The sequence below is a fragment of the Streptococcus cristatus ATCC 51100 genome (genome assembly GCF_011612585.1).
GTDB classification, from domain to species: Bacteria; Bacillota; Bacilli; order Lactobacillales; family Streptococcaceae; genus Streptococcus; species Streptococcus cristatus_H.
This window is the reverse complement of the sequence record NZ_CP050133.1, coordinates 43,580-66,691: the sequence shown is the minus strand read 5'-3', so window position 1 is coordinate 66,691 and position 23,112 is coordinate 43,580. Positions and strand designations below refer to the sequence as shown.

The window sequence follows — 23,112 nt, the reverse complement described above, 5'->3', positions numbered from 1 at the left end:
CAGCGAATGAATACTGAAAGGAACTAATATGATTAGAAATATTCTATCAAGTAATGGTAAAAGTCTAGGAATCACCGACATTCTACCCCAGTATGGTGAAGACTATCGTCTCTCTGTCATGGACGGAACAGTTGACTATCGAACAATCCCCCTAGGAGCCTACGATTTGTTCAAACAAGGCTCCAGCAAACAGGATTATCTGGCGGATATTGAAAAAATTAAAACGATGGGCTTCAATACCTACCAGCTGTCCTTTTCATGGACTCGCCTCTTCCCGACTGGAGAAGAGCGGAGACCCGATGCTAAGGTCCTTGCTTTCTATGAGTCAATTATCGATGCACTGCTCGAGAATGACATCGAACCAATTGTAAGCCTGTCTCATTTTGACTTCCCGCTTCATTTGTATGAAAAATACGGCGCATGGAAAAGTCGTCAAATGATTGCCATGTATGAAAAGTATTGCGAAGCCGTTTTGACCCACTTTAAAGAAAAAGTCACTTACTGGATTACCTTTAAAGAAATGAGTGCTCTTTCCTATTTGCCATTCTTGGGCGCTGGGCTACACTTTGATAGCACGGAAAACCAGGAGCAACAAATCTGGCTGGCTGCTCACCATCAGCTAATCGCATCCGCAAACGTGGTTAAGCTCGGTCAAACCATCAATCCAACCTTCCAATTTGGTAGCTTGATTACCATCAATAGTGACTCCCACCAAGAAAATCACTCAGCTACTGATGCCTTGGGCCATGAGCTGAACAGACGTAAAAACTACATTTTTACAGATGTGCAGACCAAGGGACACTATCCAAATCACTTCCTTCGCTACATTGAGCGAAATCAGCTGGATCTGGGCATTACGGAAGAGGATGTCTTCGCCTTAAGAGAAGGAGTCGTGGACTTTATTGCCTTCTCACATTATGCGGCAGAAAATATCCAAGATTTGTTTACTAACAAATATGTCCGCAAAAATGTAGAAACTTGCCTTGCACAACCTGTTCTTCTTCGGATTGCCATGTCTGAGCTATACGAGCGCTACCACAAGCCTCTGTTGGTCATTGAGACTTGTTCTGAGGTCTCTGACCACCCGCAATTAGCTAAGAACATTCAAGACAACGTTCAAGAAATTATTAAATCCGTTGAGATTGACGGGATTGAGTTGCTTGGCTACACACCATTTAGCTGGAGCGATGTAAACATCTAGGATCCAGTCCCAAGTTCAAAACATAGAAAAAATCTCCCTAAGAAAGTGGATAGCCACTTGCGGGGAGATTTTTAATGTTTTAGAATAGAATCAAATCCTTACTCTTTTCCTTTGCTACCTCTAAAAATCCGATAGCTGGTCTCAGCGACAGGCAGGCCGATGATGGTGTGCATATCGCCTGTAATTGAGCGAATAAAGCGAGGATCCAGCTCCTGAAAACCATAAGCACCTGCCTTGTCTAGCGGACGCTTCTCATGCAGATAGGCCTCGATGATAGGCTCTAATTCTGGGTAATAATCCACAAAGTCCACCTGCGCCAAGGTGTAAAATACTTCTAGAAAACCCTGCATACGTAGGCAGACCGAGGTCACTACATGGTGGCTCTTGCCAAAGTAAGAGCGAAACATCCGACTGGCTTCAGCTAAATCCTGTGGTTTATTGTAAATCTGACCATCCACTACGACGATGGTATCAGCTGAAATATAAAGGGTTTCAGCTTCCAAGTTCAAATCGGACTTAGCCTTGGAAATCTCACAACAAATCTTGGCTGCCTTGGTCAGGAAATCCTGATCATCGATGCTTACCATGCAATGCTCTTCGATAGCTCGCTCGTCCACTTCTACAGCCTGAATCTCTGGATTCAAAAAACTCAGCAATTCCTTGCGTCTGGGCGACGTAGATAGCAAGACAAAGTGACGAATCCTTCCTTTCTCACCTTCCCTTTGGTAGTCAAAAACCGTCTTCATGATTGTCCTCCCGTGTCCTTTAATTGAAAGAGTTCTTCCACCCGCAAATCAAAAACCTGAGCGATTTTTAAAGCCATCTCTAGCGAGGGATTGTAGCGATTATTTTCCAAATGCAAGATCGTTTCGCGCCGCATACCAATGCGGTCCGCTAATTCCTGCTGGGTCATGCCTCTGGATTCGCGGACAGATTTGAGATTGGTGACAATATTGCTTTCCTTGGCCATTTTTAACCTCTCTTTTCAAATAAAAAGAAGACAAATCCAAAGAGCAAAACCAAGACACCAATCATGATGAAAAATATTCCAGCATTGACTGTGATGGAACCTACATTAGCACTAAGCCCTGCAAGCACCAGCAAAGTTGCTATACAGATAGCAAACATCAAAGTCGCTGCTTTTGCTAGATTGGCATAAAAGCGCTCGTCTGCTCTCTCCTTGACCTTTTTCAAGGCAAAAAATAAAAGAAAGAGAAACTGGATAGCGAGGAGGCTTCCCAAAGCAATGTGCTTTATAATGGGCGGATTGGTGCTCGGCGTCCACAACCAGATTCCGATAGTATAGATAGAGGTTGCCGTAAGATTCAACAGATTATAAAATTTCATGGTCAGATCATAGACTTGCTTTTCTTGAAACTCTTTTATCTTCTTAGGCCATGGTTTCATGTGAAACCAAGACCAGATGCTTATAAGCTGACCTATACTTACCAAACCGACAATCATACACTTGGCTGACCAGCTGAGATTGCTGGGAGCAAGGAAAACAGTAACATCAATAAAGAGAGCCGTGGCAACCATCAAAATGAGGCCACCCATTTTTTGACTTTTTTTCATGATAGACTCCTTTCGTAGTGTTAGAAATATTTAACATCTTTATGTTATAAATATATCACACACAAGAATAAAAGACAAGCATTTATGTGCTGTTTGGGAAAATTTTTTATTTCCGCAAACAAAAGCCCCAGAATTTCTCTGGGGCTCTAAACTACTCTTTACCAATACAACATTCTTGGTGTTCTTTCAAGCTTTTATCGGTCTGAATGGTTACTTTGGCAATGCCATAAGCCAAAAGCTTTTGGCGCAGGACAGCCTGCGTTTCGGCCAGCAAATTGGGATTTTCCAAACAGATATGAAGCATGGCATATTTTTCCAAACCATCCGTTGTCCAAACATTGAGCTGGGTGATGGCTCGCACGTTTTCCAGCACTGCTATTTCCTGATAAAGCTGACTGAGATCCACATCGCTGGGCACATGGTCTAGGAAAATCTGGATATTCTCCCAAAATTTTGGTAGAGCCTTGCTGAGAATAAAGCCTGCGATGATCAGAGAAAGCAGCGGATCCAGAAAATACCAGTCGGTGAAGCGCAGGATAATAGACACTCCGACAACCGCTAGCCAGCCCAAAATATCCTCAAGAAAATGCAGGCTAAGAATGGATTCATTGTGGCTGTGCCCATGACTGACCACTCGGCTGGCTGCTGTATTGACGACAATGGCGACAATTCCCAAAACCAGCATGCCATCATAATTTACCTTCTCAGGAGCAAATAATTTGGGGACATTTTCCACGATTACCAAGGTCGAACCGACCAGCAAAATCACCGAGGTCAAGAGGGCACCCAGCAGGCTGTAGCGCTTATATCCTAGGGTATATTCTCGGTCTTCTTTTTTGGTGGAAATCTTCTCAAAAAGAGTCGATAGGCCAATAGCCAAGGCATCTCCTGTGTCGTGAATTGCATCCGCTAAGACAGCACTAGAATGAAAGAGAAGGCCAAAGATAAACTCAATAATAGCAAAAGAAAAATTCAAGAGAAAAGCGATTGTCATATTTTTACTGGATTTCATCACAACCTCCTTATATATTTGCTTAAACGAATACTATTTATGGTATAATCTAATCAATACCGAACACTCTGTTCAATTATATTATCCACTATTATCAGAAAGGAAACAAGAGCCAGTTCATGCCCTTTGTCTCTTAGCAGACAAAAAGCTCTTTTTGTACGGAATTTCCATGGATAGACGAGTAAAAAAATCACGCGCAGCCATTTACCAAGCCTTTATCAGCCTGCTCAATCAGAAAAGCTACGAAAGCATCACCGTTCAGGAAATCATTGACCTAGCAGATGTGGGCCGCTCCACCTTCTATAGCCACTTTGAGACCAAAGAAACCCTGCTGGAGGAACTCTGCCAAGATCTCTTTCAGCATACCTTTATCGAGCGATCTGAAGGACGCGATTTGTTTGAAGCGACCGCCCATATTTTCCATCACTTTCGGAAAAATCAGGATCGGATAGCCACCCTCCTCCTAGCTAAAAATACTTATTTCATCAACCGCTTGAAAATCGAGCTAGAGCGCTATCTCTTTCCCATGATTGAGCAGACATTATTGCAGAAAAAAAGCCATCTGCCGGACAACTTTTTAAAAAATTATGTGACGTCAACTTTTGTGGAGACGGTCAGCTGGTGGCTGCAGCAACGAAATCAGGTTGACGAAGACACGATTTCTCGTTATTTTCTGGACTTGATGGACTAAGCCGCAATTCACCTATCATTTTCTAAAAAGATATGGTATAATCGTTCCTTGACATACGAAAGGAGATTGACTATTTATGAAAAAAGAACACTCACCATTTTTAATTCCAGGTATAGTGATGATCGGAATAGCACTGCGGGCTCCTTTTACTGTTTTGCCTATCGTTCTGACAGACATTGCTGAGGGGCTACAGGTGCCAGTTAGTTCCCTGGGCCTCTTGACCAGTCTGCCTTTGATTATGTTTGCCCTCTGCTCGGTCTTTGCTCCGCGCTTAGCGCAAAAGATGAGCTTGGAAAAACTGTTTACACTTGTTTTACTCGTGCTAACTCTAGGCTCGCTGATTCGCGTATTTAATCTTCCCTTACTTTATACGGGAACTATTATTTTAGGAGCGGCTATTGCTGTCTTAAATGTCCTTCTTCCGAGCTTGATTCAGGCCAATCAGCCACATCGTGTCGGTCTTTTGACAACTCTTTATATCACATCGATGGGACTGTCGATCACGATTCTGTCTGCTTTGGCTGTTCCCATCGTTCAAATGAGCTCTTGGCAAGGTCTCATTTGGGTATCGACCCTGATTTGCTTTGTGATTCTTCTGGTTTGGTTGCCCAATGTCAAATATAGCCATCGCTTGGCGGCTAAACAGCAAGGAAAGCAAGAGCAAGGAGCTCTTCTAAAAAATCCAAGAGTCTGGGCCTTAATTTTATTTGGTGGCTTACAGTCACTACTCTTTTATACCAGTATGACTTGGTTGCCAACCTTGGGGCAGCAAGCTGGCCTTTCTACTGATACGACCGGACTACTAGCAGCGGTCTTTTCTCTGATTAGCCTGCCCTTTTCGATGACAATTCCTAGCTTGACAGCGCGCTTGAAGGCTCGTCAACGTCTGGTCATGATTAGCCTGGTTTCTGCGGCAGGTCTGATCGGCATTACCATGCTCTTGATTCGGACAGATTCCTTTGCTTATTGGCTGATTCTTAATCTGCTCATTGGTATGTCTGTCAGCGCCCTCTTCCCCTATCTCATGGTGACCTTCTCCCTCAAGACCTCTACACCTGCGCAAACGGCTCAACTATCTGGACTGGCTCAAACTGGAGGATACATCCTAGCTGCCTTCGGCCCGAGCCTCTTTGGCTACAGCTTTGATTTGTTCCATTCTTGGACACCAGCCATCCTCATCCTCCTCGGACTGACCGTCATCATGACTATGAGCCTCTTTTACATAGAAAAATTTGATAAGATTCTATAAAACTTCTGATTCTTCATCAGGAGTTTTTTTACTGCCAAGTTTCTTGTAATTTCCGAAATTCACTTGAAATCATCTTTCCTCATCTTACCTGCTTGATTTTTTTGATTATAACATAACTTTTAAACGACTTTTTTATATTCGACAAAATAACTTACACTTCATTATAAACACTTGCATATACTTAAACAATAGATTATAATGAACTTATAAAGAAGCAGAAAGGATGAGAAAGATGTATCAAGAGCAGCGGCTTTCAAAAATGCTGGAACTTTTAGAGGACAAAGGACAGCTGGCAGCCAAGGATATGGTAGACTATTTTCAGGTTTCAAAGGACACTATTCGCCGTGATTTCTCAATTTTGAGCGAGCGAAAACTGGTCCAACGCACCCATGGTGGGATTATTCCTTTGGAAAATAGTCGGCAAATTCCTTCTTTCAACGACCGTGTCGGCCAACTAAACCAAGAAAAAAAGGCCATTGCTCACAAGGCTCTGGACTTTCTCAAACCCAATCAGGTCAATTTCTTTGATGTATCAACGGTGGTTCTCAAGCTGGCTCAGCAAGTTCAGCAACCGATGACAATTTTTTCTCATTCTTTGGATAATGCCATCATGCTGAGTGACCAAGAGCAGGTTGCTTTCCATCTTTTAGGTGGGAAGTTCTATCCGAGAAATCGTTTTTACTACGCCCTCAATGAAGCCGAGCTGCTCAGAGAAATTTCTTTTGATCTAGCCTTTATCGGAGCTGCAGGGCTGAAAAATGGCCAAATCAGCTTTGAAGATCAGGAAGATGCCTATCTGAAGAAGCTAGCTCTCAAACGGGCCAAGACAAAGATTCTGCTGGCCGAGCAGGCCAAAGTTAAGAAAGAATCAACCTATATTTTAGGAAATATCAGCGATTTTGACTACTGGATCACCGATCAAAAACCTAGCCCTGAGCTAGAAGCTCTTCTGGCTGGGAAAGTCACCATTATTTACTAGCTCGACAAGATTTCATTTTGTAGCTTATGGAGGAAGCAACCATGACCAAGCAAGATATTCGTTTGATTATCAGCGACATTGACGGCACAATTCTCGATGACCAGCACCAAGTAGATCCGCAGCTGAGGGAGCAGATTCCCTTGCTAAAAAAAGAAAACATCCCTTTTGTTCTAGCCTCTGCCCGCTCTCCTCTGGGCATGGAGCCAATTGCGCGCAAGCTGGGACTGGGTGATAACCCACTAGCCTGCTACAACGGTGCTCTGGTCATCAAGGGTGATCCGCAAAATTACGAGACCATTATCGAGCATCCATTGGATAAAAAAGAAATTCGCACTTTTCTGGAGTTGGTCAAAACTAAGTTTCCTAGTGTTTCCATCAATCTCTACTCTGGCAAAGATTGGATTGCTGACCGTTTGGACAAGTGGGTGCAGATTGAAGCCGAGATTACAGGTGAGCAGCCTCTTATTCAAAATGTTCTACTGCCCGTTCTAGATATGCTCATTCCAGCCCATAAGCTGCTGTTGATTGATGAAGCAGCTGTTATCCAGCAGCTCCATGCCTACTTGCAAACGATAGATTTTCCAAATACAGCCTTCTACCTGTCCAAGGACAACTATTTGGAAGTCACACATAAACAGGTGTCAAAAGAGCAGGCCCTTCTAGAAGTGGCCAAACACTACCAGATTCCGCTGGAGCAGGTCATGACGATTGGAGACAACTTCAATGACCTTCCAATGCTGCGACTGGCTGGTCTGGGAGTTGCCATGGGCAATGCCCCTGAAGCAGTTAAAGCTGAGGCAACAGTCGTCACTAAAAGCAACAACCAGCATGGGGTCGCCAAAGTTATTGAGGAATATGTTTTACTATAATGCAAAAAAATCTGCCCTTGAGCAGATTTTTTTATTGATGGTAATCATAGGCAAGGCGAGGGCTGCCATCTGGCAAATAAATCGTACCACACTGGCTAAAACCGTAGCGGCGAATGGCTGACTGCATCGGATGGTTATCTTCATGCGTATCGATGCGGAGATAAGGAATCTGCTGCAAGCAAAAGTCAAAACATTGATGAGCCAGACCCTTTACTTGTCCATTTGAAGCGATACGATGGATTGTACCGTAAGGCTCTGAAAAATGCCAAGCACCTTCAATCTCTTGGTAGGTTGGATCTGGTCCGATGATGAACGCAAAGGTTCCAACAACTTGCCCAGCCTCTTCAAAGACATAGCAGTGACCTACCCGAATATCTTCCTCTACCAGCTGACGATTCGGATAGGAAGCTGGCCACTGACTGGGATTTCCCATAGTCCGCATAAACTCCCTAGCCTGATCAAAAATTGCTAAAATCGCTGGGATATCCTGCATTTCCGCCAAGCGAATCATGTCGCCTCCTTCCAGCCTATTACCTTATTTGACAAATTCCTCGTAGTTCCCCGTGTAATTAGCCCACTCCTTACTGAAGAATTTTTCATTAATCTGATAATTCGGAGCAGATTGAGGATTAGACACAAAAGGATCGACAGCCTTGTCGAAAGCCAGCCAGCCATTCCAGCCCATGTGGATCGTGTCCTGCATGAAGTAAGGCTTATCGCCGTCCTTAGAAAAGTCAGCAATATTTGTAAAGCCTTGACTCTCCAGCTGGAACTTAATCTTCTCAACCGTCCGCTGATACATCTCTTCACTCAACCCAGTATAGGCCATCCATTTGGCATTGACTGGTGGAATGACAAAGATAACATTCGTATGGGATTTGGCAAATTGTTCCAAAACTAGCTGCAAATCATTGTACTCAGGAGACTTTTCGTAAGACTGTTTGGATTGGAAGCCTTTGAACTTCTTGATTTTTCTAGCCAAACGCTTCTTATAAAAGTCGTTATCAATGCCTAAATCATTGTTATTGGTCTGCTTGACAGCATCTGCCGTAGCCAGTTTTTCCAATTCTTCATAGGAGAATTCATCTGGAAGACGAGAAAGCTGAGGCAAGACCTTCGTGTCATAATTGCCATTATTACCAGCAGCAAATGTACTGAAAAATGCATCCTCCCGCTGATAAATCCGGCTCATAGTATGGATATACTGCTGCTCAAAAGAAGTCAGTTGGCTCCCATCGGCAACTTTCTTGACAATATCCCCCATAGCAATGTTGGGATAGAGCTGCAAAAGTCGCTGGGCTGCATATTGAGCGCCTACTCCACCGTCCTGCCAACTAAGAAAACCAGCTAGCTGGTCGCTATTGAAATACTGCTGAAAAGCTGCTGCATCATAGCCTTTTTTGGTAAACCATTGTGGAGAAACGACGTAGACAGCCGTCTTATTTTCCAGCTCAGAGGTCATCTGCTGCATCCCAAAATATTGGTTGAGCGAAGCCGCCCCCCGCTGCCCTAGAAAATAAGGTCGGTAATTGCGGTCATACTTCTCGGCCAAAACAGCTGGGTGCATACTGTCAAAGCGCAGCCATTCGCTGGAGCCAAAGTAGGGCACAAAACGGGTATCTTGATCTGTCAGGGCCGTCATTTTTTTGCTACGGCTCTTGAAAGTTTCTGCTGTAAGAGTCACAGCTGCCCGCTTCTCTGCTTCCACATCATGCTTTTTCTCAAGCGGATAGAAGAAAAAGAGTAGGGCGACCATGACCAAGGCGCAGAAGACCGGCCCCAGAATTAGCCAGAGTCGTTTAAGCATTACGAAGCTCCGTTACGCCTTCAACGATTTTATTGGCTGTATTCCAGTCATCGCGGCCAAATTCTGACACTGGCACGCGGATGTCAAAACGGTTTTCCAGCTCAACAATCAGCTCCACCGTTCCCATACTGTCCAAAACGCCAGCATCAAACAAATCCTCGTCCATCATGTCCGAAACATCTTCCATAAATAATTCGTCAATAATTTCAATTACTTCTGCTTTTACATCCATTATAGTTTCCTCGTTTACATTTTATTTTTTAAACCAAAGGTCATTCAAAAATCCTGAGAAGATCAAGAATGAGAACATGACAACATGGAAGGTGATAACAACCCCCAGCGCTTGGGTCCACTTGTTGTCAGGCAGGGCTGGCAGTCCCTTACTTTTACGCTCTTTATTGATGGTCTTTTTCTTACGGAGCCAAGCGTCATTGACCACCAAGCCCAGACCGTGGAAGAGACCATAGGCGATATAGTACCAGGTCACACCATGCCAGAAGCCCATGACCAACATATTGATTATATAGGCTACACTAGAAGTCGTATTGCGATTTTTAAAGACCTTATTACGCATAAGCACCATGACCAAGCGCATAAAGACAAAGTCACGGAACCAAAAGGACAGGCTCATGTGCCAGCGATTCCAGAATTCCTTTAAATCGCGTGAAACAAAAGGCTTGTCAAAGTTGATAGGACTCTTGATACCCATGAGATTGGAAATGGCCACCGCAAACATCGAATAACCGGCAAAGTCAAAGAAGAGATCCAGACCAAAGACATACATGACGCCTAGCGTTCCCAGATTGAAGAAACCGCCAGTATAGAGGGCATAGGTCTTGACGTGCCCTAAAATCATGTGGCCAAAGATATGGGCCAGGACAAACTTATAGAGAAAGCCCAGCATGATATACTTGACCGACTGCTCCAGCATATCTAGAAGCTCATCGCGCTCTGGAATTTGGAGATAATTTTCATTGAAACGCTTGAAACGATCAATGGGACCACTAGAAAAAGTGGGCATAAAGAGCATAAAGCGGAGGAATTCCCAGAGACTGAAATCAGTCAGCACGCCATCCCTCAGCTCAATGATCATACCAACTGAGCGGAAGGTCAAATAGGAAATTCCCAAAAAGCCAAAGAGTGATTGGTGGCCACTGATAGCTGGCTCGACCTTAACCCAGAATAGGGGCAGAACCGCCAATGCTGTATGCAAATAAAATATCCACTTGCTATCCCGCTTTTTGCGGTAGAATTTATAAGAATAAACCCAGACTGTCTGCCAGACGACATAAAAGAGCAGGGCATAGAGCTGGGCCAGACTAGGGCCTGTCAGCATCAAGACGATAAAGGCCAAGCTGACTAAGGCTTCGTAGACTGGGAAGCGTTTCTTAAAGAAAAGTCCGATAAAGATTGGCAAAACAGCCAAGATAAGATAAAGGAAATACTGTGGGTCTCCGTAAGGCTCCAGATGAGGAAGCTGTTTCAAGAAATCCATCATGACTTGTTGACCTCACTAATCAGCCCCTTGATATCAATCTTGCCGTTTGGTGTTAGGGGCAGAGATTCCCGATAGAGGAACTTAGACGGCATCATATAAGACATCATGATGTCCTGTAGATCCTCTTTGATAGCCTTGGTAATATCGATTTCGCGGTCAAATTGCTCTGCAACACCGTCTTTCAAAATAACGTAGGCCAATAAGTTCTGAACCTTGTGATCCTTATTATAACGTGGCACTGCTACTGCCGCCTCGATATACTTGGATTTATTGAGGTTTTGAGATACGTCCTCTAGCTCGATACGATAGCCGTTAAACTTAATCTGGAAGTCCATACGACCGCCGTAGAGTAGGAGACCTTCATCAGTCATCTTACCCACATCACCTGTATGATAGGCCGGTAGCCCTTCAAATTCAAAGAAGGCTTCAGCTGTCTTTTCAGGATTGTTGAGGTAGCCCTTGGATACGGCTGGTCCGCAGACAATGATTTCACCCTGCTGACCATTCGGCAACTTTTGCCCATTTTCATCAATGACAAAGGTTGGTGAATCTTCCTTGGTATAGCCGATTGGCAAGCGCTTGAGGGTAGCTAACATCTCATCTGTGATAGCAACTGCAGACAGAGCTACCGTTGCCTCAGTCGGACCATAGGCATTGATAATACGAGCCTCAGGGAAACGCTCCCGCAATTTCTGAGCTGTCTTGACCGTCAACTCCTCCCCATCAAAGTAAAAATGCGTAATGCCTGGCATCTTTTGGCTATTAAAATCTTCCGAAAGCATGGCCATATCCGCAAAGGACGGTGTAGAAGTCCAGATTGCTACAGGCAGGCTGAGAATCGCTTCAAATAGCTGCTTAAAGTCCTGAGTCAGACTAGAAGGCAAGGCATAGAGAGTGCCTCCCAGCGCCAAAGTCGGTGCCCAGTACATAACTGACAAGTCGAAAGAATAAGGTGGTTGCGCCAGCATTTGCGGACGGCTCGGTGTCGCAAATTCTTTGTCTGTAATCATCCAGTTGGTAAAGCTGAGCAGGTTATCATGAGAGATTTGCACACCTTTAGGTTTGCCAGTCGTACCAGAAGTAAAGATAATGTAGTAATTGTCATCACCCTTGACTGGATGACTCATCTCATAAGCAGTCTTCTCTGCGTAAGCCGCTCGAACCTCTGCTAGACTGAGAATGCTTACATCTGTATCAGCCAGCGGAAAATCCGCAATGGCAATAATCAAGCTTGGTTCAGCTACTTCCAAAATAGCAGTCACGCGCTCCAAGGCTGAATGACTATCAATAGGAATATAAGCATGACCAGCCTTGGTCAAGGCCACAAAAGTAGCCAGCATTTCATACTCCTGACCACCGTAAACAACGACGGGTGACTTGGGAGCTAGCCCCAAGCTATCAATCTTGGCTGCCAGTGCATCGGAGTCGGTCTTTAGATCCCCGTATGTATGAACTTGTCCGAGGACATTGTAGACAGGGAAATCTGGCTGCGTCTGAGCAAAGTGCTCAATCGCTTCAATCATATCTGTAATTGCTGTATTTGACATGTGTATAGTACTCTCTTACATTAAAATTCATTGTAGATAAAGCCACCTTGACCTTGACCAAGATAACTAAAGAAATAAAGCAGGGCTACGAAAATCACAAAGTATAGCAATGTCTGCCCTACAAACTTATAAATCGTCTTATATTTCGTCATTTCATTCACTCTTATCTTTTTTTAGATAGACATAGATTATTTTACCATTTTATAGAGAAAGATTTCAATATAAAAGCTATCAATTGTGTAAAGTTCTTGTAAGGAAATAAAGAGAAAAAGAGGTACTTCCCTTATCTTTCAAGGATGAAATCCTTTTCAAAATTTATAAGTAAAATTTCTATATATTACTTGACTTTTTGTTCGAAAGGGATTATCCTATATGTAGAAAGTTTATATATAATATTTTTATATATAGGAGGTAGTGCATGTATTTCCCTACATCTTCTACCCTGATAGAATTTCTGATTTTAGCGATTTTAGATAAAGAAGATTCCTACGGCTACGAGATTAGCCAAACCATCAAGCTCATTGCCGATATCAAGGAGTCCACGCTTTATCCTATCCTGAAAAAATTGGAAAAGAGTCAGTATTTAGAGACTTACTCTCAGGAATATCAAGGTCGAAAACGAAAATATTACTCTCTGACCCCAACAGGTCAGAAACAACTGGTCAGCCTCAAAAATGAATGGGAGCTTTATACCAGCATGATTAAGGGCATTATCGAAGGGAGTGTTCGCCATGACAAGAACTGAATATCTAGCTCAACTAGATAACTATTTGAAAAAGTTGCCAGCAAAAGACTATCAAGAAGCCATGGACTACTTCACCGAGTACTTTGACGAGGTCGGTCCAGAGGGAGAGGCAGCAGCTATGGCTGAGCTGGGCAGTCCCAAAGAAGCCGCTCACGAGATTATCATCAATCTTCTGGACAAGAAAATAGAAGAAGATAGCCAAGAAGCTAGCTCCGTCAAAAATAGTAAGCAGATCGTCCAGATTGCTATTCTGTCCATTTTGGCAGCACCACTGGCAATCCCCCTCTTAATCTTGGCTTTGACCTTAGTCTTTACTTTCTTCCTCCTCATCAGTGTCTTTGCTTTTGTTATGGCCGTCTTTACCTTTGCTATGCTTCTCCTAGGGGCTAGTCTGATTTGGGACAGCCTGACTCTCGGTATGGGCACTTCGATTCCTGCTTTTGCTCTCAGTTTGGGGATGAGCCTCTTAGCCTTGGGGATGGCTGGACTCTTTTATCTCAGCATTGGTCCTATCCTTCGCTTTATCAAACTGAGTTTTGTCAAACTCGCCCAAGCCTTGGCACGGAAAGGAGACCGTCATGTTTAAAGTAAGAAAAACCGTGTTCAGCATTGCGATTGTTGCCTGTCTGCTGGGTCTAGGCCTCATACTGGCAGGGCTAGCAAGTGGTGGTCTGCAGGATCTAGTGAGAAGCTCCGTTTCCAGCACCAAGATGGCCAAGCAAGAAGAAACCTATGATAATATCCATTCCCTAGATCTGGAGCTCAACAATCGCTCGGTCGTAATTGGAGAATCGCCCGATGATAAGGTTCACTTGACCTATTATCAAGGAGACGGCAAGACATCTGAAAAAGTGGCTACTAAAGCTAAAAACGGAAGTTTATACATTCAGGAAGCAAGATCTTTTATCAACATTAACAGCGGTCTACGCTCTTTACTGGGCCTGATAGATGGAGAATTAGAAAGGACTCAACAAATCACTCTAAGCCTACCTAAGGGAAAGAACTTGGAGCAGGTCAAGACCAGTTTGGCTAACGGTAGCCTATCAATCAATGACCTGACAATCAAAAAATTAAAAGCCGATCTCAGCAATGGCTCTATCGAACTCAGTCATAGCCAAATTAAGAGCGGTAGCATTGAAAGTGCTAACGGTAGCATCGAGCTAGTCCAAACCAGCCTGACCGATACTCAAATCAGTCTCTCCAACGGTAGTATCACTAGTGATAAACTAACCCTCAAGGGCAATATCAACATGTCCAGCAGCAATGGCTCCATCGATCTCCATCTCGCCGAAGAGACCTACAAAGCCATCTCACTAGACTTGCAAACAGACCTAGGTGACATTGAACTGCCCAAGGATATACAGACCAGCTACGACCGAGAGGACTTCATAGGCGATCGGGTCATTCATACCAATGAACAGGCTCAAGCCAAGCTGACCGCCCGCACCAGCACCGGCAGCATTGAGATTAGTCATTAAAAATAGAACGGAGCCTGATTGGTTCCGTTTTTTATGGTTATTTTCTCTAACCCTACCTTTACTTCCCATAGCCTTTATGTTATGATACTCTATAAAATTTATCACAAGGAGGTTTCTATGAAAAAACTCACACCTGGTATGCACATTCGGGTCGTCAGCCCTTCGGCATCAATCGAACATATCGGAGGATTTGAGGCCAATCTAGCTGCCAAGGAGCGCTTGGAAAAGCTAGGATTTACCGTGTCTTTTTCGGAGCATTATCTGGAAAATGATATACTAGGCTCTGCCTCCATCGAAAGTCGGGTGGCAGACATTCATGCAGCCTTCGCAGATGAGTCAGTTGATGCTATTCTGGCCACCATCGGCGGTTTCAACTGTAATGAGCTTTTGCCCTATCTGGACTTTGAATTGATTGCTAGAAATCCTAAGATTTTCTGCGGCTACTCGGATACTACTGCCTTGCTCAACGCTATCTATAGCAAGACTGGCATGAAAACCTACATGGGACCGTCCTACTCCAGCTTTAAGATGGATGCCCTGCAGGACTATCAGACCGAGAGCTGGCTCAAGGCCGTCAGCCAGACTTCTTATGAATTGACTCCTAGTGAAAAATGGGGCAGTAATGCTTGGTATCTTCCAGATGCGCCACTGACTTTCCATGAGACAGTGTGGAAAGTCTACAACCATGGAAAAGCCCAAGCCACTGCTATCGGCGGCAATCTCTCTACCTTCTCACTTCTACGCGGGACACCCTATGCCCCAACAGATGAAAACTATGTCCTCTTTGTTGAAGAGGCAGAGGAAGATGATTATGTGGAGTTTGACCGCAATCTTGCCGCCCTCCTTCAGGCCTACCCTAACCCACATGCCCTTCTCATCGGCCGCTTTCCAAAAGAATGCCAGATGACAGAGGAGCTGCTCTTTTATATCTTGGACAAACATCCGATTCTCAAACAAATTCCCGTTCTTTATGACTTGGATTTTGCTCATACTCAGCCACTCTTTACCATCACCATCGGTGCTCAAGTGACTGTGGATACGGAGACGATGTCTATCAGAATTGATGAATAAACAAGAGACGACCTCCAAACAAAAGGTCGTTTTTGATATCTAAAAGTCATGAATCATCTCTAAACAGCGCTCCAAATCCACATCCCGCTCCAGATGCTCAACTGTCCAAGGAATAAGGATGTCTGGTTCAATCCCCTTGTCTGTCATACCCTGTCCCTTATCAAGTGCTAGAGCGCGTGAAGTTGGAAAGTTCAAACTATAGTCACCATAATCTACCTGACAGCAGTTAGAATAATCTAGTATTCCAAGAGTCGGGCGCCCCAGAACCGTCACCTTAGGAAAACATTTCATCATCTGGACAAAATTGTCTCCCGACGAAGCACAGTAGACATCTGCCAAGACAAAAATCTTCTCAGGATGGCTTCCTCCTTTCACATTAGGAAACATTTCCCTGTCCTCGCCTCCAAATTTAACATAGCCTTTGCCCCGATTGGCCTGCAGGTCTTGCATGATTATCTCCAACAAATCCTTCGTCTCCTGATTAATCCCCTCCTGCTGCACGTAGGCTTCAAAATCTTTCAAACGCAGGTCAACATTCCGCTCTGTGTAGAGAATTTCCATCCCTTCATCAGTCCTACCCAAGTCAGAATAGACTTGCCCCTCAGAAAGAGCATAGTGGAGCAGGGGAAAATACAGCGAGTCCATCCCTCCAGTATTTTGACGGACATCAATCACCAGACAAGCAGCCCTCTTGATAGTATCTTGTGCTTCCTGATAGAGTTTGTTGATGGCTTTCTCGTTCCTAAAGTCATCCAAACGGAGATAAATAACACCCTTTTCTAACTCTTTCCATTCAAATCGACTTTCTATAGGATTCTGGCTAGGCTCAACTGAAAGGATTTGCTCTGCTCCTGCTCGCAAAACAGTCACTTGCCTAGCTTTTGAAATCAACTCGCTCCACTCACGGTAGTTTCGCTCGGGCGTTGAACTGGTAAAATACGCTCGATGCATCCTATAAAACTCTTCTAGATGCTGTCCATCCAGTTTCACAATTTGATCGCCCGCCTGCAAATTCGTATCTGCATTAGCCTGCTCAACATAAAGTCCTTGGATTGTTGAACGTAGAACAAAACCTTTTGGCTTAGCATATTTCTCCCGAAAAGCTACGTGGCCAATAACTCCGAAGCTAGCTAGATAAGTCTGAACCTGATAAAGAAAGTCCTTTTCACTCATATCGTCTGAAATACATTCGCGAAAACCAGTCGGATCCGCACCGACAATATCCTTTTTAGTTGCCGAATCTTGGGTCATAATCGAAACAACATCTTCAAAAATAGCCGTTTTTCTCATCGTATTGCTCCTCTTCATTATTGAGACCAGTATATCATTTTTGTACATTTTATGCCGATTTAAACAAAAAAATCTAAGCACAATCTCTGCTTAGATTTTTTCTAATCAATGTCCACCAAAACCACCTTGTCCGCCTGGGGCACCACCGCCACCAGGGCCATCGGCTGTGATTTCGGTTCGGGTTTGCCCATTAACCGTGATAGTCCCGCCCGTATAGGTAGCCTTACCATCAAAGTCAAAGGCAGATACAGTGGACGTGATAGCCAGGTTTCCGCCTGTCATGATGATATCGCCGTTGGAGTCAAGGGCGTCTGTATCGCCTTGGCCGACTTCAACCTTGATATCACCGCCAGTAATCTTGATGAAAATCTCAGCCCCGGTCGCTGTACTAGCTGCATTGATCCCATCATCCGTCGCATAAAGGTCAAGTGTACCGCCATTAATCGTGACATTTGTTCCCTCTAAAGCTTCGACACTGGACTTGACTGTGATAGTACCACCGTCAATCACTGCTGCATTGCTGGCATGAAGACCGTCATCGCCAGCATTAATCGTAATGGTACCAGACTGAATATAGAGATTTCCGAGCGAAGTATCCTCATCATTATCTGCGTGGATCGCATCCTCCGTCGCGGTAATATCCAGACTAGCCTCCTTGATGTTGATGGCATCATTGGCTGACAAGCCATTCTTGTAGCCTTTAATCGTATAAGTCCCGCCTGTGATGCGCAGGTCATCATTAGACTCAACTGCGTTACCATATTTTCCTTCGATGGTCAGACTGCCTGAGCCGTTGAAAGTCAAGTCGTCCTTACTATAAATGGCCGCATCGTAGTCAGTATTGGTGTGATTGGCTGAGTCAGAAATGCTATTCTTGCTGCCTTCAGCTAGGGTAATAAAGGTTTTATCCGCATTTTCTACCACAATCGCTGCATCCGTCCCTGTCATGGTCGCACCATCCAAGACGATTTGTACCTTGTCTTGATCGCCAGCCTTGACGACAATCTGCACATTTTCACTGCTGCCAGAGAGGACATAGGTGCCAGCTGCCGTAATGGTCACTGTGGACCCAGAAACGCTCGCTCCGTCACCGGATGTCTTGGCTGTGGAGCCACTCAAGCTAATCTTGGTCGCTGTCGACTCATCATAAGAAGCATCCTGATCACGATCCGTGAAATAGCTGGATGTGTCTGTCTTTGTCGTACTGGTAGCCGTTTGAGTGGTCGTGGCACTAGCACTCGCACTAGTGCTGGACTGGCTGGTCAAACTACAAGCCCCCAAGGTGACACTCATTAGCGCTAGGGGTACCATTAGTTTTATTTTCTGAAATATTTTTTTCTTGCCTGTTTTCATGATTGGCCTCTTTCCTAGTTATAATTCATTTTCTTTCGTGATATAGCGGCTGATGGCAATCTCTAGATTTCCATTGCGCGTACGTAGGGCATCGATGAGTTCTTTTTCAGTCATTCGACCATTCAGCTGAATGATGTATTTAATCTTGAACAAACTTCCCATATCAGAGGTTTTAACATTGGCTAATTCAACATGATTGGCAGCTTTGTTGAAAATATCATCAAAAATGCTTTCATAATCCAGACTTTCTGGTATGACGATAGTCAGCTGGCGCATGGAATGCTTCATCTGTCCAAAATTGACCACCTCAAGCAGCAGCATGGCAAGCGACATGATGAGGGTAAAGACGGTCGCAAAGACCAGATAGCCCATTCCAATAGCAATCCCGATTGTCATGACCAGGAAAATGGACACCAGCTCCTTGGCTCCTCCCGGTGCGGAACGGAAACGAATCAAGCTGAAGGCCCCCATGACGGCAACCCCTGCTCCCAAACTTCCATTGACCAAGAAAATCACAATTGCAATCAAGGTCGGCAAGAGCGCTAAACTCATCACAAAGGATTTGCTGTAAACTGTCTTAAACTGGTAAACCTTGGCAATGACTAAGCCCAAAAGCAAAGACACTCCGATAGCCAGCATCATCATGGCCGGATCTACAGCCGTATCGGTAAAAATATCATAAAATAAATGACTAAGCATGATTTACAACTCCTTTATAGTCTGTCGTTTTCTTGTAAGCAACCCCGTATTTGGAAAAAGAGCTTGGGAAAACTTGATGGCGATCCAAAATCTCACTCAGCCAGAGCGGATAGGCCCCTGGCACCTTGACTTCCATAATCACATGATGATTCGGCAGAAGATTTTCCCCGTAATGACCATGCAAGAGGCTCAAATCATAGTTGCGGTAGGTCAAATCATGGTCAATGGTAATCCGAACATTGGGATCCTCAATCCCCTTCATAGAATAACGATTGTAGTAGATATACATCATGGGCTGCAGACCACCGTAGCGCTGACCCAGCCAGTCGATTTCCTCACGAATCTGACAATCCTCAACCTTACTGTGATCGCCCTCCAAGTAAGCCTCTGCAGCGACTAGATCTGTCGAAATGCGGCGTTTGTAGACAATCTTGCGCACTTTTTTCTTGATTTCCAAAAAGACTTGACTGTCTTCTTTCGGATTTTCATCGTAAGTCCGCACGCGCAATTTTTCTTTAAAATAAGGCTTTTCCAAGGACTCACGAATCATTTGATAGGTCGGGGTGTCGTAGTAAAGATTATGGATGGTCGAGTAAGCATGCTCATCCTCCACCAGATGGCTTTCAAACTCGGTCAATAAATCGGCCAAAGTTTCTTTGGAAATAATGTATTTGGTTTCAAATCGTTGAAATTTATCTTTAAATGTCTTTTTAGCCATGGATTCTCCCCCTGTCTTTCTTGTAACTAGAGCCATTTTACGGATGAAAACTTAAAGCAAGGCTAAAGAAAACTTAAAGAAAACAAAATATTCATATTTTCATACCGAATAACATAGACTTGTGGAGAAAATCTATACAATAAAATTCTCTGTCCTTTAACGACTGTTTCACGTGAAACAAAAAACTTGGTTCTGTTCACAAAACCAAGTTGTTCCTGTTCGAAGAGAAAATAGTCTGCGCTCTTCTCTATCTTAAATAATTTCTTTCTTATCAGGGCGATAAGCTATTGTGCCTAAAACCATGAAAAGCAGTAAAGTCGCGGTCAAGAAGGCTAGTTGGCCACCGATTTGACCATTCATCGAGATCGTTTCCCGCAGTCCTGACACCGCATAGCTCATCGGCAAGATTGGATTGAGCATTTGGAAGATTTCCGCCGTCAGGGGCAGCGGATAAGTACCAGCGCTAGAAGCCAACTGCAGGAGCAAGAGGATCAAGGAGATAAAGGCCCCGACCTTACTATCCCAAGTGACCAGAGTCGTCACAACCGCCATAAAGGCCATGCTAGCTAAAACAGTCAAGGCCAGCGTCGTCCATTCGTAGTTGGCTTCAAGACCAATCAAATGAACCGCTCCATAAACCAAGATGCCAGCCAAAACAGAAATCAAACCATTGACCTCCAGACGAGCCTTGAGCCAAGCTTTGCGAGAAGCTGGAACTTGACCAGAAGGGAGCGTGCCAAAAATAACATTGGTCGAAATCGCCGCCACAAAAAGAGCAACAGAAATCATGTAGGGAGCCATACCAACACCATTTTTACCAACCTGATCTTTATCTGTCTTTTTCAGCTCGACAGGGCCAGCCAAGGCAGCCGCATTGTCCTCTGTCACTGAAAGCTCGGACAATTGACCCTTGGCATCCGTCAACCCTGTATTTAGAGTCTGAGCGCCGATTGATAAATTTCCCAGCCCACTACTTAAAGTGAGACCACCGGTCGCTAACTGCTGAGAACCATCCGCCATTTGAGTGGCACCTGTAGATAATGTTTGCATCCCTGCGACCAAAGTCGATGATTTATCATGTAATTGAGAAAGGCCTGAGCTGATTTGACCGATTCCTGAAGTCACTTGGTCATTATGACTCGCTAAATTAGCCGCTCCTTGAGAAAGCTGATCAACCCCTGTAGTATAAGTGGCTACTCCCTGAGCTACTTGAGAAAGGCCACCTGTATAAGCCGTAATGCCTTGAGAAAGGGTCGCTGAACCAGTGCTGGCAGAGGATAAAGCTTCATTTACCTGACCCAGACCACCATAAAGACCACTAATCATAGCTGAAGCACCTGGCAGGACTTGGTTGGCTGCTGCCGACAGCTGACTTGCCTGACCACTGGCCGTTTGCAAACCTTGCAGATTCGTTTGGATAGCTTGGACTTCCTGTACAATAGTTGCCGCTGCACTACCGCTAGAATCAGCACCACCTGCTAGAGCTGCTTTTAGTTCTTCTTGCTCATCGGTAGAAAGTTTTTGGTAAGCAGCTGTTCCTTCTAAAGCGGCCACGGCTGCAGCCCGATCACTTTGCGCACTACTTGCCAAAGACTGGGCGTTGGTCGCAATCGTCGTGAGAGAAGCCGCAATTGTTTCCGTTGGCAAGCTCGTTCCCGATGTGGCATTCTGAATAGCTGTATTGAGCTGATCTAGACCCGCCGTCAACTGAGCAACCTTTTCTTGATTAGCAGTAACACTACTATTAACAGATGATTGCAGTTCTGCTAAACCGCTGTTTAGTCTCTCCACACCAGCAACTAATTCCTGTGAATTGCCCGTCAGTTGGTTGGTTCCATTCAGTAATGTTTGTGACTGAGCGGTTAATTGACTGGCACCAGCTGAAAGCTGCCCAACTCCATCTGTATATTCCGTCATCTTGCTAGTAAAAGTCGGCAAGCCGGCATTGATCTGAGCCACTCCGTTTGTGTATGCTACCAGACCAGTTGACAGCGCTGTGGCTCCATCTGAGAAAGTGAGGCTGGACTGGGCTAGACTTTCCAAGTTAGTAGAGAGCTTTTGGCTGCCGTTTGCTAATTCCTGACTGCCTTCGGCCAATTTAGCTGTACCATCTGCAGCTGTTCCAAGTCCACCTTTTAGCTTATCCATACTCGCAAAAAGGCTTGTCACATAGCTGTTTGTAATCTTCTGACTGACCGATTGCTTCATCGAAGTCATGGCAGAATCGCTCATTTTGCTGGCGATAAAACTATGACCACTGGATGTTTGGTAGTGGATCGTAACTTGCTTAGGCTGATTGCTCAAAATACTAGCCGCATTTGCTGACAGATCCTTAGGAAGAGTCACCACCATGTAATAGTCGCCCTTTTCCAATCCCTTCTCTGCCTGATCCTTATCCACAAAATGAAAATCCATCGCTGCATTTTTCTTCATATCTTGAACCATATCTGACCCAATGGACAGGTCTTGTCCATACAGGCTCGCCTTCTGGTCCTGATTGACCACCGCTACTGGCAAATCAGAAAGTTTGCCATACGGATCCCACATGGAGCTCAAAAAAATCACATTATACAAGGCTGGAATTAAGGCAAGCCCCAGCATGACTACAATAATCTTCGGTTTTTTGAAGATCGCTTTCCATTCTTTGAACATCTTTTCTCCTTTTTTATACACATTGTCTAAAAATTTGATATAATAGATTATACACAATAAAAAAATTAAGGCAAGCAGAAAATTCTATTTTTGTACACCTTGTCTAATTTTGTATAATTCAATAACAAAGGAAAAATTGAAATGACGGAAAGTAATAAACGTAAAAAGACCAAGGCCATCATTGAGAAGGCTATGGTTGACTTATTGCATCAGGAGTCTTTTGACCATATTACAACAGTCGAATTGGCCCGAGCTGCTGGCATCAGTCGCAGTAGCTTTTATACCCACTACAAAGATAAATATGATATGATTGAGCGCTATCAGCAAGGCCTCTTCCATCAACTAGAATACATCTTTGAACACAATCGAGAAGATGTAGCAGTCGCTATCACAGAGGTCTTTCAGTTCTTGACCCAAGAGCCTCTTCTGGCTGCTCTCTTGACGGAAAACGGCACTAGAGAAATCCAAAATTTCCTACGCCATAAGCTCCAATCCTTACTTTCCCAAATCCTACAAGAACGGTTTCGCAATAAAGCTTTCAATCAAATCGAAAAGGAATACGGCATCGTCTACCTCGTTAATGCTTTCTTTGGCGTCTACCAGATGTGGATCGCCCGAGGCAGTAAGGAAAGCCCGGAACAAATGGCTAGTCTTCTTTTAAAGATGCTATAAAACTCG

General features: G+C 44.4%; 25 protein-coding genes. 10 read left to right on the top strand and 15 right to left on the bottom strand.

The window, feature by feature from the left end; translation table 11 throughout:
- The first annotated feature begins 28 nt into the window (after nt 1-28).
- Nucleotides 29-1,201: a family 1 glycosylhydrolase gene (locus HBA50_RS00345; protein WP_045500038.1), complete on the top strand. Its 1,173-nt coding sequence runs from the start codon at nt 29-31 to the stop codon at nt 1,199-1,201.
- Nucleotides 1,202-1,299: 98 nt separating this feature from the next.
- Here HBA50_RS00345 and HBA50_RS00340 read toward each other — a convergent pair whose 3' ends face one another.
- The 4 genes from HBA50_RS00340 to HBA50_RS00325 form a co-directional block, all read right to left on the bottom strand.
- A complete protein-coding gene (locus tag HBA50_RS00340; protein WP_045500035.1) occupies nt 1,300-1,947 on the bottom strand; it encodes a Maf family protein in 648 nt (215 codons plus the stop codon).
- Nucleotides 1,944-2,171 carry a helix-turn-helix transcriptional regulator gene (locus HBA50_RS00335; RefSeq protein ID WP_045500032.1) on the bottom strand — a complete coding sequence of 76 codons (228 nt, stop codon included), beginning with the start codon at nt 2,169-2,171 and terminating at the stop codon, nt 1,944-1,946. The genes HBA50_RS00340 and HBA50_RS00335 overlap by 4 nt, the downstream gene beginning before the upstream one ends.
- Nucleotides 2,172-2,173: 2 nt before the next feature.
- Nucleotides 2,174-2,776 (bottom strand): DUF3796 domain-containing protein, encoded by a 603-nt coding sequence (locus tag HBA50_RS00330; RefSeq protein ID WP_045500029.1) that lies wholly within the window; start codon nt 2,774-2,776, stop codon nt 2,174-2,176.
- Between the two features lie 151 nt (nt 2,777-2,927).
- On the bottom strand, nt 2,928-3,788 hold the full coding sequence (locus HBA50_RS00325; protein WP_045500026.1) for a cation diffusion facilitator family transporter: 861 nt from the start codon (nt 3,786-3,788) through the stop codon (nt 2,928-2,930).
- Nucleotides 3,789-3,957: 169 nt separating this feature from the next.
- On the opposite strand from HBA50_RS00325, the gene HBA50_RS00320 reads away from it, so the two are divergent.
- From HBA50_RS00320 to HBA50_RS00305, 4 genes are all read left to right on the top strand, one after another.
- Entirely contained in the window at nt 3,958-4,479 is a 522-nt protein-coding gene (locus HBA50_RS00320) for a TetR/AcrR family transcriptional regulator (RefSeq protein ID WP_045500023.1), read from the top strand.
- A gap of 76 nt (nt 4,480-4,555) precedes the next feature.
- Nucleotides 4,556-5,728 carry a CynX/NimT family MFS transporter gene (locus tag HBA50_RS00315; RefSeq protein WP_045500020.1) on the top strand — a complete coding sequence of 391 codons (1,173 nt, stop codon included), beginning with the start codon at nt 4,556-4,558 and terminating at the stop codon, nt 5,726-5,728.
- Nucleotides 5,729-5,960: 232 nt separating this feature from the next.
- Entirely contained in the window at nt 5,961-6,707 is a 747-nt protein-coding gene (locus HBA50_RS00310; RefSeq protein WP_045500017.1) for a DeoR/GlpR family DNA-binding transcription regulator, read from the top strand.
- 41 nt (nt 6,708-6,748) lie between these two features.
- A complete protein-coding gene (locus HBA50_RS00305) occupies nt 6,749-7,576 on the top strand; it encodes a Cof-type HAD-IIB family hydrolase (RefSeq protein WP_045500014.1) in 828 nt (275 codons plus the stop codon).
- Between the two features lie 31 nt (nt 7,577-7,607).
- On the opposite strand, the gene HBA50_RS00300 is transcribed toward HBA50_RS00305, so the two are convergent.
- Genes HBA50_RS00300 through HBA50_RS00275 form a run of 6 tightly spaced genes read right to left on the bottom strand, consistent with a single transcriptional unit; the run spans nt 7,608 to nt 12,580 of the window.
- The gene (locus HBA50_RS00300; RefSeq protein WP_045500011.1) at nt 7,608-8,087 is read right to left on the bottom strand and encodes a GNAT family N-acetyltransferase; all 480 of its coding nucleotides are present in this window, start codon (nt 8,085-8,087) and stop codon (nt 7,608-7,610) included.
- 24 nt (nt 8,088-8,111) lie between these two features.
- Nucleotides 8,112-9,383, bottom strand: coding sequence for a D-alanyl-lipoteichoic acid biosynthesis protein DltD (dltD, locus tag HBA50_RS00295; protein ID WP_045500008.1), 1,272 nt, complete (start codon nt 9,381-9,383; stop codon nt 8,112-8,114).
- Nucleotides 9,376-9,615: a D-alanine--poly(phosphoribitol) ligase subunit DltC gene (gene dltC / locus HBA50_RS00290; protein WP_005591431.1), complete on the bottom strand. Its 240-nt coding sequence runs from the start codon at nt 9,613-9,615 to the stop codon at nt 9,376-9,378. Before dltC ends, dltD begins: the two co-directional genes overlap by 8 nt.
- Nucleotides 9,616-9,636: 21 nt before the next feature.
- Nucleotides 9,637-10,881 (bottom strand): D-alanyl-lipoteichoic acid biosynthesis protein DltB, encoded by a 1,245-nt coding sequence (dltB, locus tag HBA50_RS00285; RefSeq protein ID WP_045500000.1) that lies wholly within the window; start codon nt 10,879-10,881, stop codon nt 9,637-9,639.
- Nucleotides 10,878-12,428 carry a D-alanine--poly(phosphoribitol) ligase subunit DltA gene (gene dltA, locus HBA50_RS00280; RefSeq protein WP_045499997.1) on the bottom strand — a complete coding sequence of 517 codons (1,551 nt, stop codon included), beginning with the start codon at nt 12,426-12,428 and terminating at the stop codon, nt 10,878-10,880. The genes dltB and dltA overlap by 4 nt, the downstream gene beginning before the upstream one ends.
- A gap of 20 nt (nt 12,429-12,448) precedes the next feature.
- On the bottom strand, nt 12,449-12,580 hold the full coding sequence (locus HBA50_RS00275; RefSeq protein WP_005591428.1) for a teichoic acid D-Ala incorporation-associated protein DltX: 132 nt from the start codon (nt 12,578-12,580) through the stop codon (nt 12,449-12,451).
- 266 nt (nt 12,581-12,846) lie between these two features.
- On the opposite strand from HBA50_RS00275, the gene HBA50_RS00270 reads away from it, so the two are divergent.
- From HBA50_RS00270 to HBA50_RS00255, 4 genes are all read left to right on the top strand, one after another.
- A complete protein-coding gene (locus HBA50_RS00270) occupies nt 12,847-13,173 on the top strand; it encodes a PadR family transcriptional regulator (RefSeq protein ID WP_005591427.1) in 327 nt (108 codons plus the stop codon).
- Nucleotides 13,160-13,759 (top strand): DUF1700 domain-containing protein, encoded by a 600-nt coding sequence (locus HBA50_RS00265; protein ID WP_045499994.1) that lies wholly within the window; start codon nt 13,160-13,162, stop codon nt 13,757-13,759. The genes HBA50_RS00270 and HBA50_RS00265 overlap by 14 nt, the downstream gene beginning before the upstream one ends.
- The gene (locus HBA50_RS00260; RefSeq protein WP_045499992.1) at nt 13,752-14,651 is read left to right on the top strand and encodes a DUF4097 family beta strand repeat-containing protein; all 900 of its coding nucleotides are present in this window, start codon (nt 13,752-13,754) and stop codon (nt 14,649-14,651) included. The genes HBA50_RS00265 and HBA50_RS00260 overlap by 8 nt, the downstream gene beginning before the upstream one ends.
- A gap of 117 nt (nt 14,652-14,768) precedes the next feature.
- Nucleotides 14,769-15,722 carry a S66 family peptidase gene (locus HBA50_RS00255; protein WP_045499990.1) on the top strand — a complete coding sequence of 318 codons (954 nt, stop codon included), beginning with the start codon at nt 14,769-14,771 and terminating at the stop codon, nt 15,720-15,722.
- Nucleotides 15,723-15,761: 39 nt separating this feature from the next.
- Here the strand turns inward: HBA50_RS00255 and HBA50_RS00250 are convergent, their stop codons facing one another.
- The 5 genes from HBA50_RS00250 to HBA50_RS00230 form a co-directional block, all read right to left on the bottom strand.
- Entirely contained in the window at nt 15,762-17,012 is a 1,251-nt protein-coding gene (locus HBA50_RS00250) for a S41 family peptidase (RefSeq protein WP_045499988.1), read from the bottom strand.
- Between the two features lie 105 nt (nt 17,013-17,117).
- Nucleotides 17,118-18,365 carry a carbohydrate-binding domain-containing protein gene (locus HBA50_RS00245; RefSeq protein WP_045499985.1) on the bottom strand — a complete coding sequence of 416 codons (1,248 nt, stop codon included), beginning with the start codon at nt 18,363-18,365 and terminating at the stop codon, nt 17,118-17,120.
- Between the two features lie 18 nt (nt 18,366-18,383).
- Nucleotides 18,384-19,064, bottom strand: a complete 681-nt coding sequence (locus tag HBA50_RS00240; RefSeq protein WP_045499982.1) for a DUF4956 domain-containing protein — start codon at nt 19,062-19,064, stop codon at nt 18,384-18,386.
- Nucleotides 19,057-19,782 carry a polyphosphate polymerase domain-containing protein gene (locus HBA50_RS00235; protein ID WP_045499979.1) on the bottom strand — a complete coding sequence of 242 codons (726 nt, stop codon included), beginning with the start codon at nt 19,780-19,782 and terminating at the stop codon, nt 19,057-19,059. Before HBA50_RS00235 ends, HBA50_RS00240 begins: the two co-directional genes overlap by 8 nt.
- Nucleotides 19,783-20,034: 252 nt before the next feature.
- Nucleotides 20,035-22,434 carry a YhgE/Pip domain-containing protein gene (locus tag HBA50_RS00230; protein WP_045499976.1) on the bottom strand — a complete coding sequence of 800 codons (2,400 nt, stop codon included), beginning with the start codon at nt 22,432-22,434 and terminating at the stop codon, nt 20,035-20,037.
- A gap of 141 nt (nt 22,435-22,575) precedes the next feature.
- Between HBA50_RS00230 and HBA50_RS00225 the strand changes: the two genes are divergently transcribed.
- Complete coding sequence (locus tag HBA50_RS00225) at nt 22,576-23,106, top strand: TetR/AcrR family transcriptional regulator (RefSeq protein WP_045499973.1); 531 nt, start codon at nt 22,576-22,578, stop codon at nt 23,104-23,106.
- Nucleotides 23,107-23,112: the final 6 nt, after the last annotated feature.

What these genes read in the sequence shown, in the direction of transcription:
- HBA50_RS00225 (WP_045499973.1), top strand. Translation starts at nt 22,576, where the DNA reads ATGACGGAAAGTAATAAACGTAAAAAGACCAAGGCCATCATTGAGAAG.
- HBA50_RS00340 (WP_045500035.1), bottom strand. Translation starts at nt 1,947, where the DNA reads ATGAAGACGGTTTTTGACTACCAAAGGGAAGGTGAGAAAGGAAGGATT.
- HBA50_RS00275 (WP_005591428.1), bottom strand. Translation starts at nt 12,580, where the DNA reads ATGACGAAATATAAGACGATTTATAAGTTTGTAGGGCAGACATTGCTA.
- HBA50_RS00245 (WP_045499985.1), bottom strand. Translation starts at nt 18,365, where the DNA reads ATGAAAACAGGCAAGAAAAAAATATTTCAGAAAATAAAACTAATGGTA.
- HBA50_RS00305 (WP_045500014.1), top strand. Translation starts at nt 6,749, where the DNA reads ATGACCAAGCAAGATATTCGTTTGATTATCAGCGACATTGACGGCACA.
- HBA50_RS00250 (WP_045499988.1), bottom strand. Translation starts at nt 17,012, where the DNA reads ATGAGAAAAACGGCTATTTTTGAAGATGTTGTTTCGATTATGACCCAA.
- HBA50_RS00335 (WP_045500032.1), bottom strand. Translation starts at nt 2,171, where the DNA reads ATGGCCAAGGAAAGCAATATTGTCACCAATCTCAAATCTGTCCGCGAA.
- dltD (WP_045500008.1), bottom strand. Translation starts at nt 9,383, where the DNA reads ATGCTTAAACGACTCTGGCTAATTCTGGGGCCGGTCTTCTGCGCCTTG.
- dltC (WP_005591431.1), bottom strand. Translation starts at nt 9,615, where the DNA reads ATGGATGTAAAAGCAGAAGTAATTGAAATTATTGACGAATTATTTATG.
- HBA50_RS00260 (WP_045499992.1), top strand. Translation starts at nt 13,752, where the DNA reads ATGTTTAAAGTAAGAAAAACCGTGTTCAGCATTGCGATTGTTGCCTGT.
- HBA50_RS00240 (WP_045499982.1), bottom strand. Translation starts at nt 19,064, where the DNA reads ATGCTTAGTCATTTATTTTATGATATTTTTACCGATACGGCTGTAGAT.
- HBA50_RS00320 (WP_045500023.1), top strand. Translation starts at nt 3,958, where the DNA reads ATGGATAGACGAGTAAAAAAATCACGCGCAGCCATTTACCAAGCCTTT.
- HBA50_RS00235 (WP_045499979.1), bottom strand. Translation starts at nt 19,782, where the DNA reads ATGGCTAAAAAGACATTTAAAGATAAATTTCAACGATTTGAAACCAAA.
- dltB (WP_045500000.1), bottom strand. Translation starts at nt 10,881, where the DNA reads ATGATGGATTTCTTGAAACAGCTTCCTCATCTGGAGCCTTACGGAGAC.
- HBA50_RS00310 (WP_045500017.1), top strand. Translation starts at nt 5,961, where the DNA reads ATGTATCAAGAGCAGCGGCTTTCAAAAATGCTGGAACTTTTAGAGGAC.
- dltA (WP_045499997.1), bottom strand. Translation starts at nt 12,428, where the DNA reads ATGTCAAATACAGCAATTACAGATATGATTGAAGCGATTGAGCACTTT.
- HBA50_RS00265 (WP_045499994.1), top strand. Translation starts at nt 13,160, where the DNA reads ATGACAAGAACTGAATATCTAGCTCAACTAGATAACTATTTGAAAAAG.
- HBA50_RS00300 (WP_045500011.1), bottom strand. Translation starts at nt 8,087, where the DNA reads ATGATTCGCTTGGCGGAAATGCAGGATATCCCAGCGATTTTAGCAATT.
- HBA50_RS00230 (WP_045499976.1), bottom strand. Translation starts at nt 22,434, where the DNA reads ATGTTCAAAGAATGGAAAGCGATCTTCAAAAAACCGAAGATTATTGTA.
- HBA50_RS00330 (WP_045500029.1), bottom strand. Translation starts at nt 2,776, where the DNA reads ATGAAAAAAAGTCAAAAAATGGGTGGCCTCATTTTGATGGTTGCCACG.
- HBA50_RS00315 (WP_045500020.1), top strand. Translation starts at nt 4,556, where the DNA reads ATGAAAAAAGAACACTCACCATTTTTAATTCCAGGTATAGTGATGATC.
- HBA50_RS00325 (WP_045500026.1), bottom strand. Translation starts at nt 3,788, where the DNA reads ATGAAATCCAGTAAAAATATGACAATCGCTTTTCTCTTGAATTTTTCT.
- HBA50_RS00270 (WP_005591427.1), top strand. Translation starts at nt 12,847, where the DNA reads ATGTATTTCCCTACATCTTCTACCCTGATAGAATTTCTGATTTTAGCG.
- HBA50_RS00345 (WP_045500038.1), top strand. Translation starts at nt 29, where the DNA reads ATGATTAGAAATATTCTATCAAGTAATGGTAAAAGTCTAGGAATCACC.
- HBA50_RS00255 (WP_045499990.1), top strand. Translation starts at nt 14,769, where the DNA reads ATGAAAAAACTCACACCTGGTATGCACATTCGGGTCGTCAGCCCTTCG.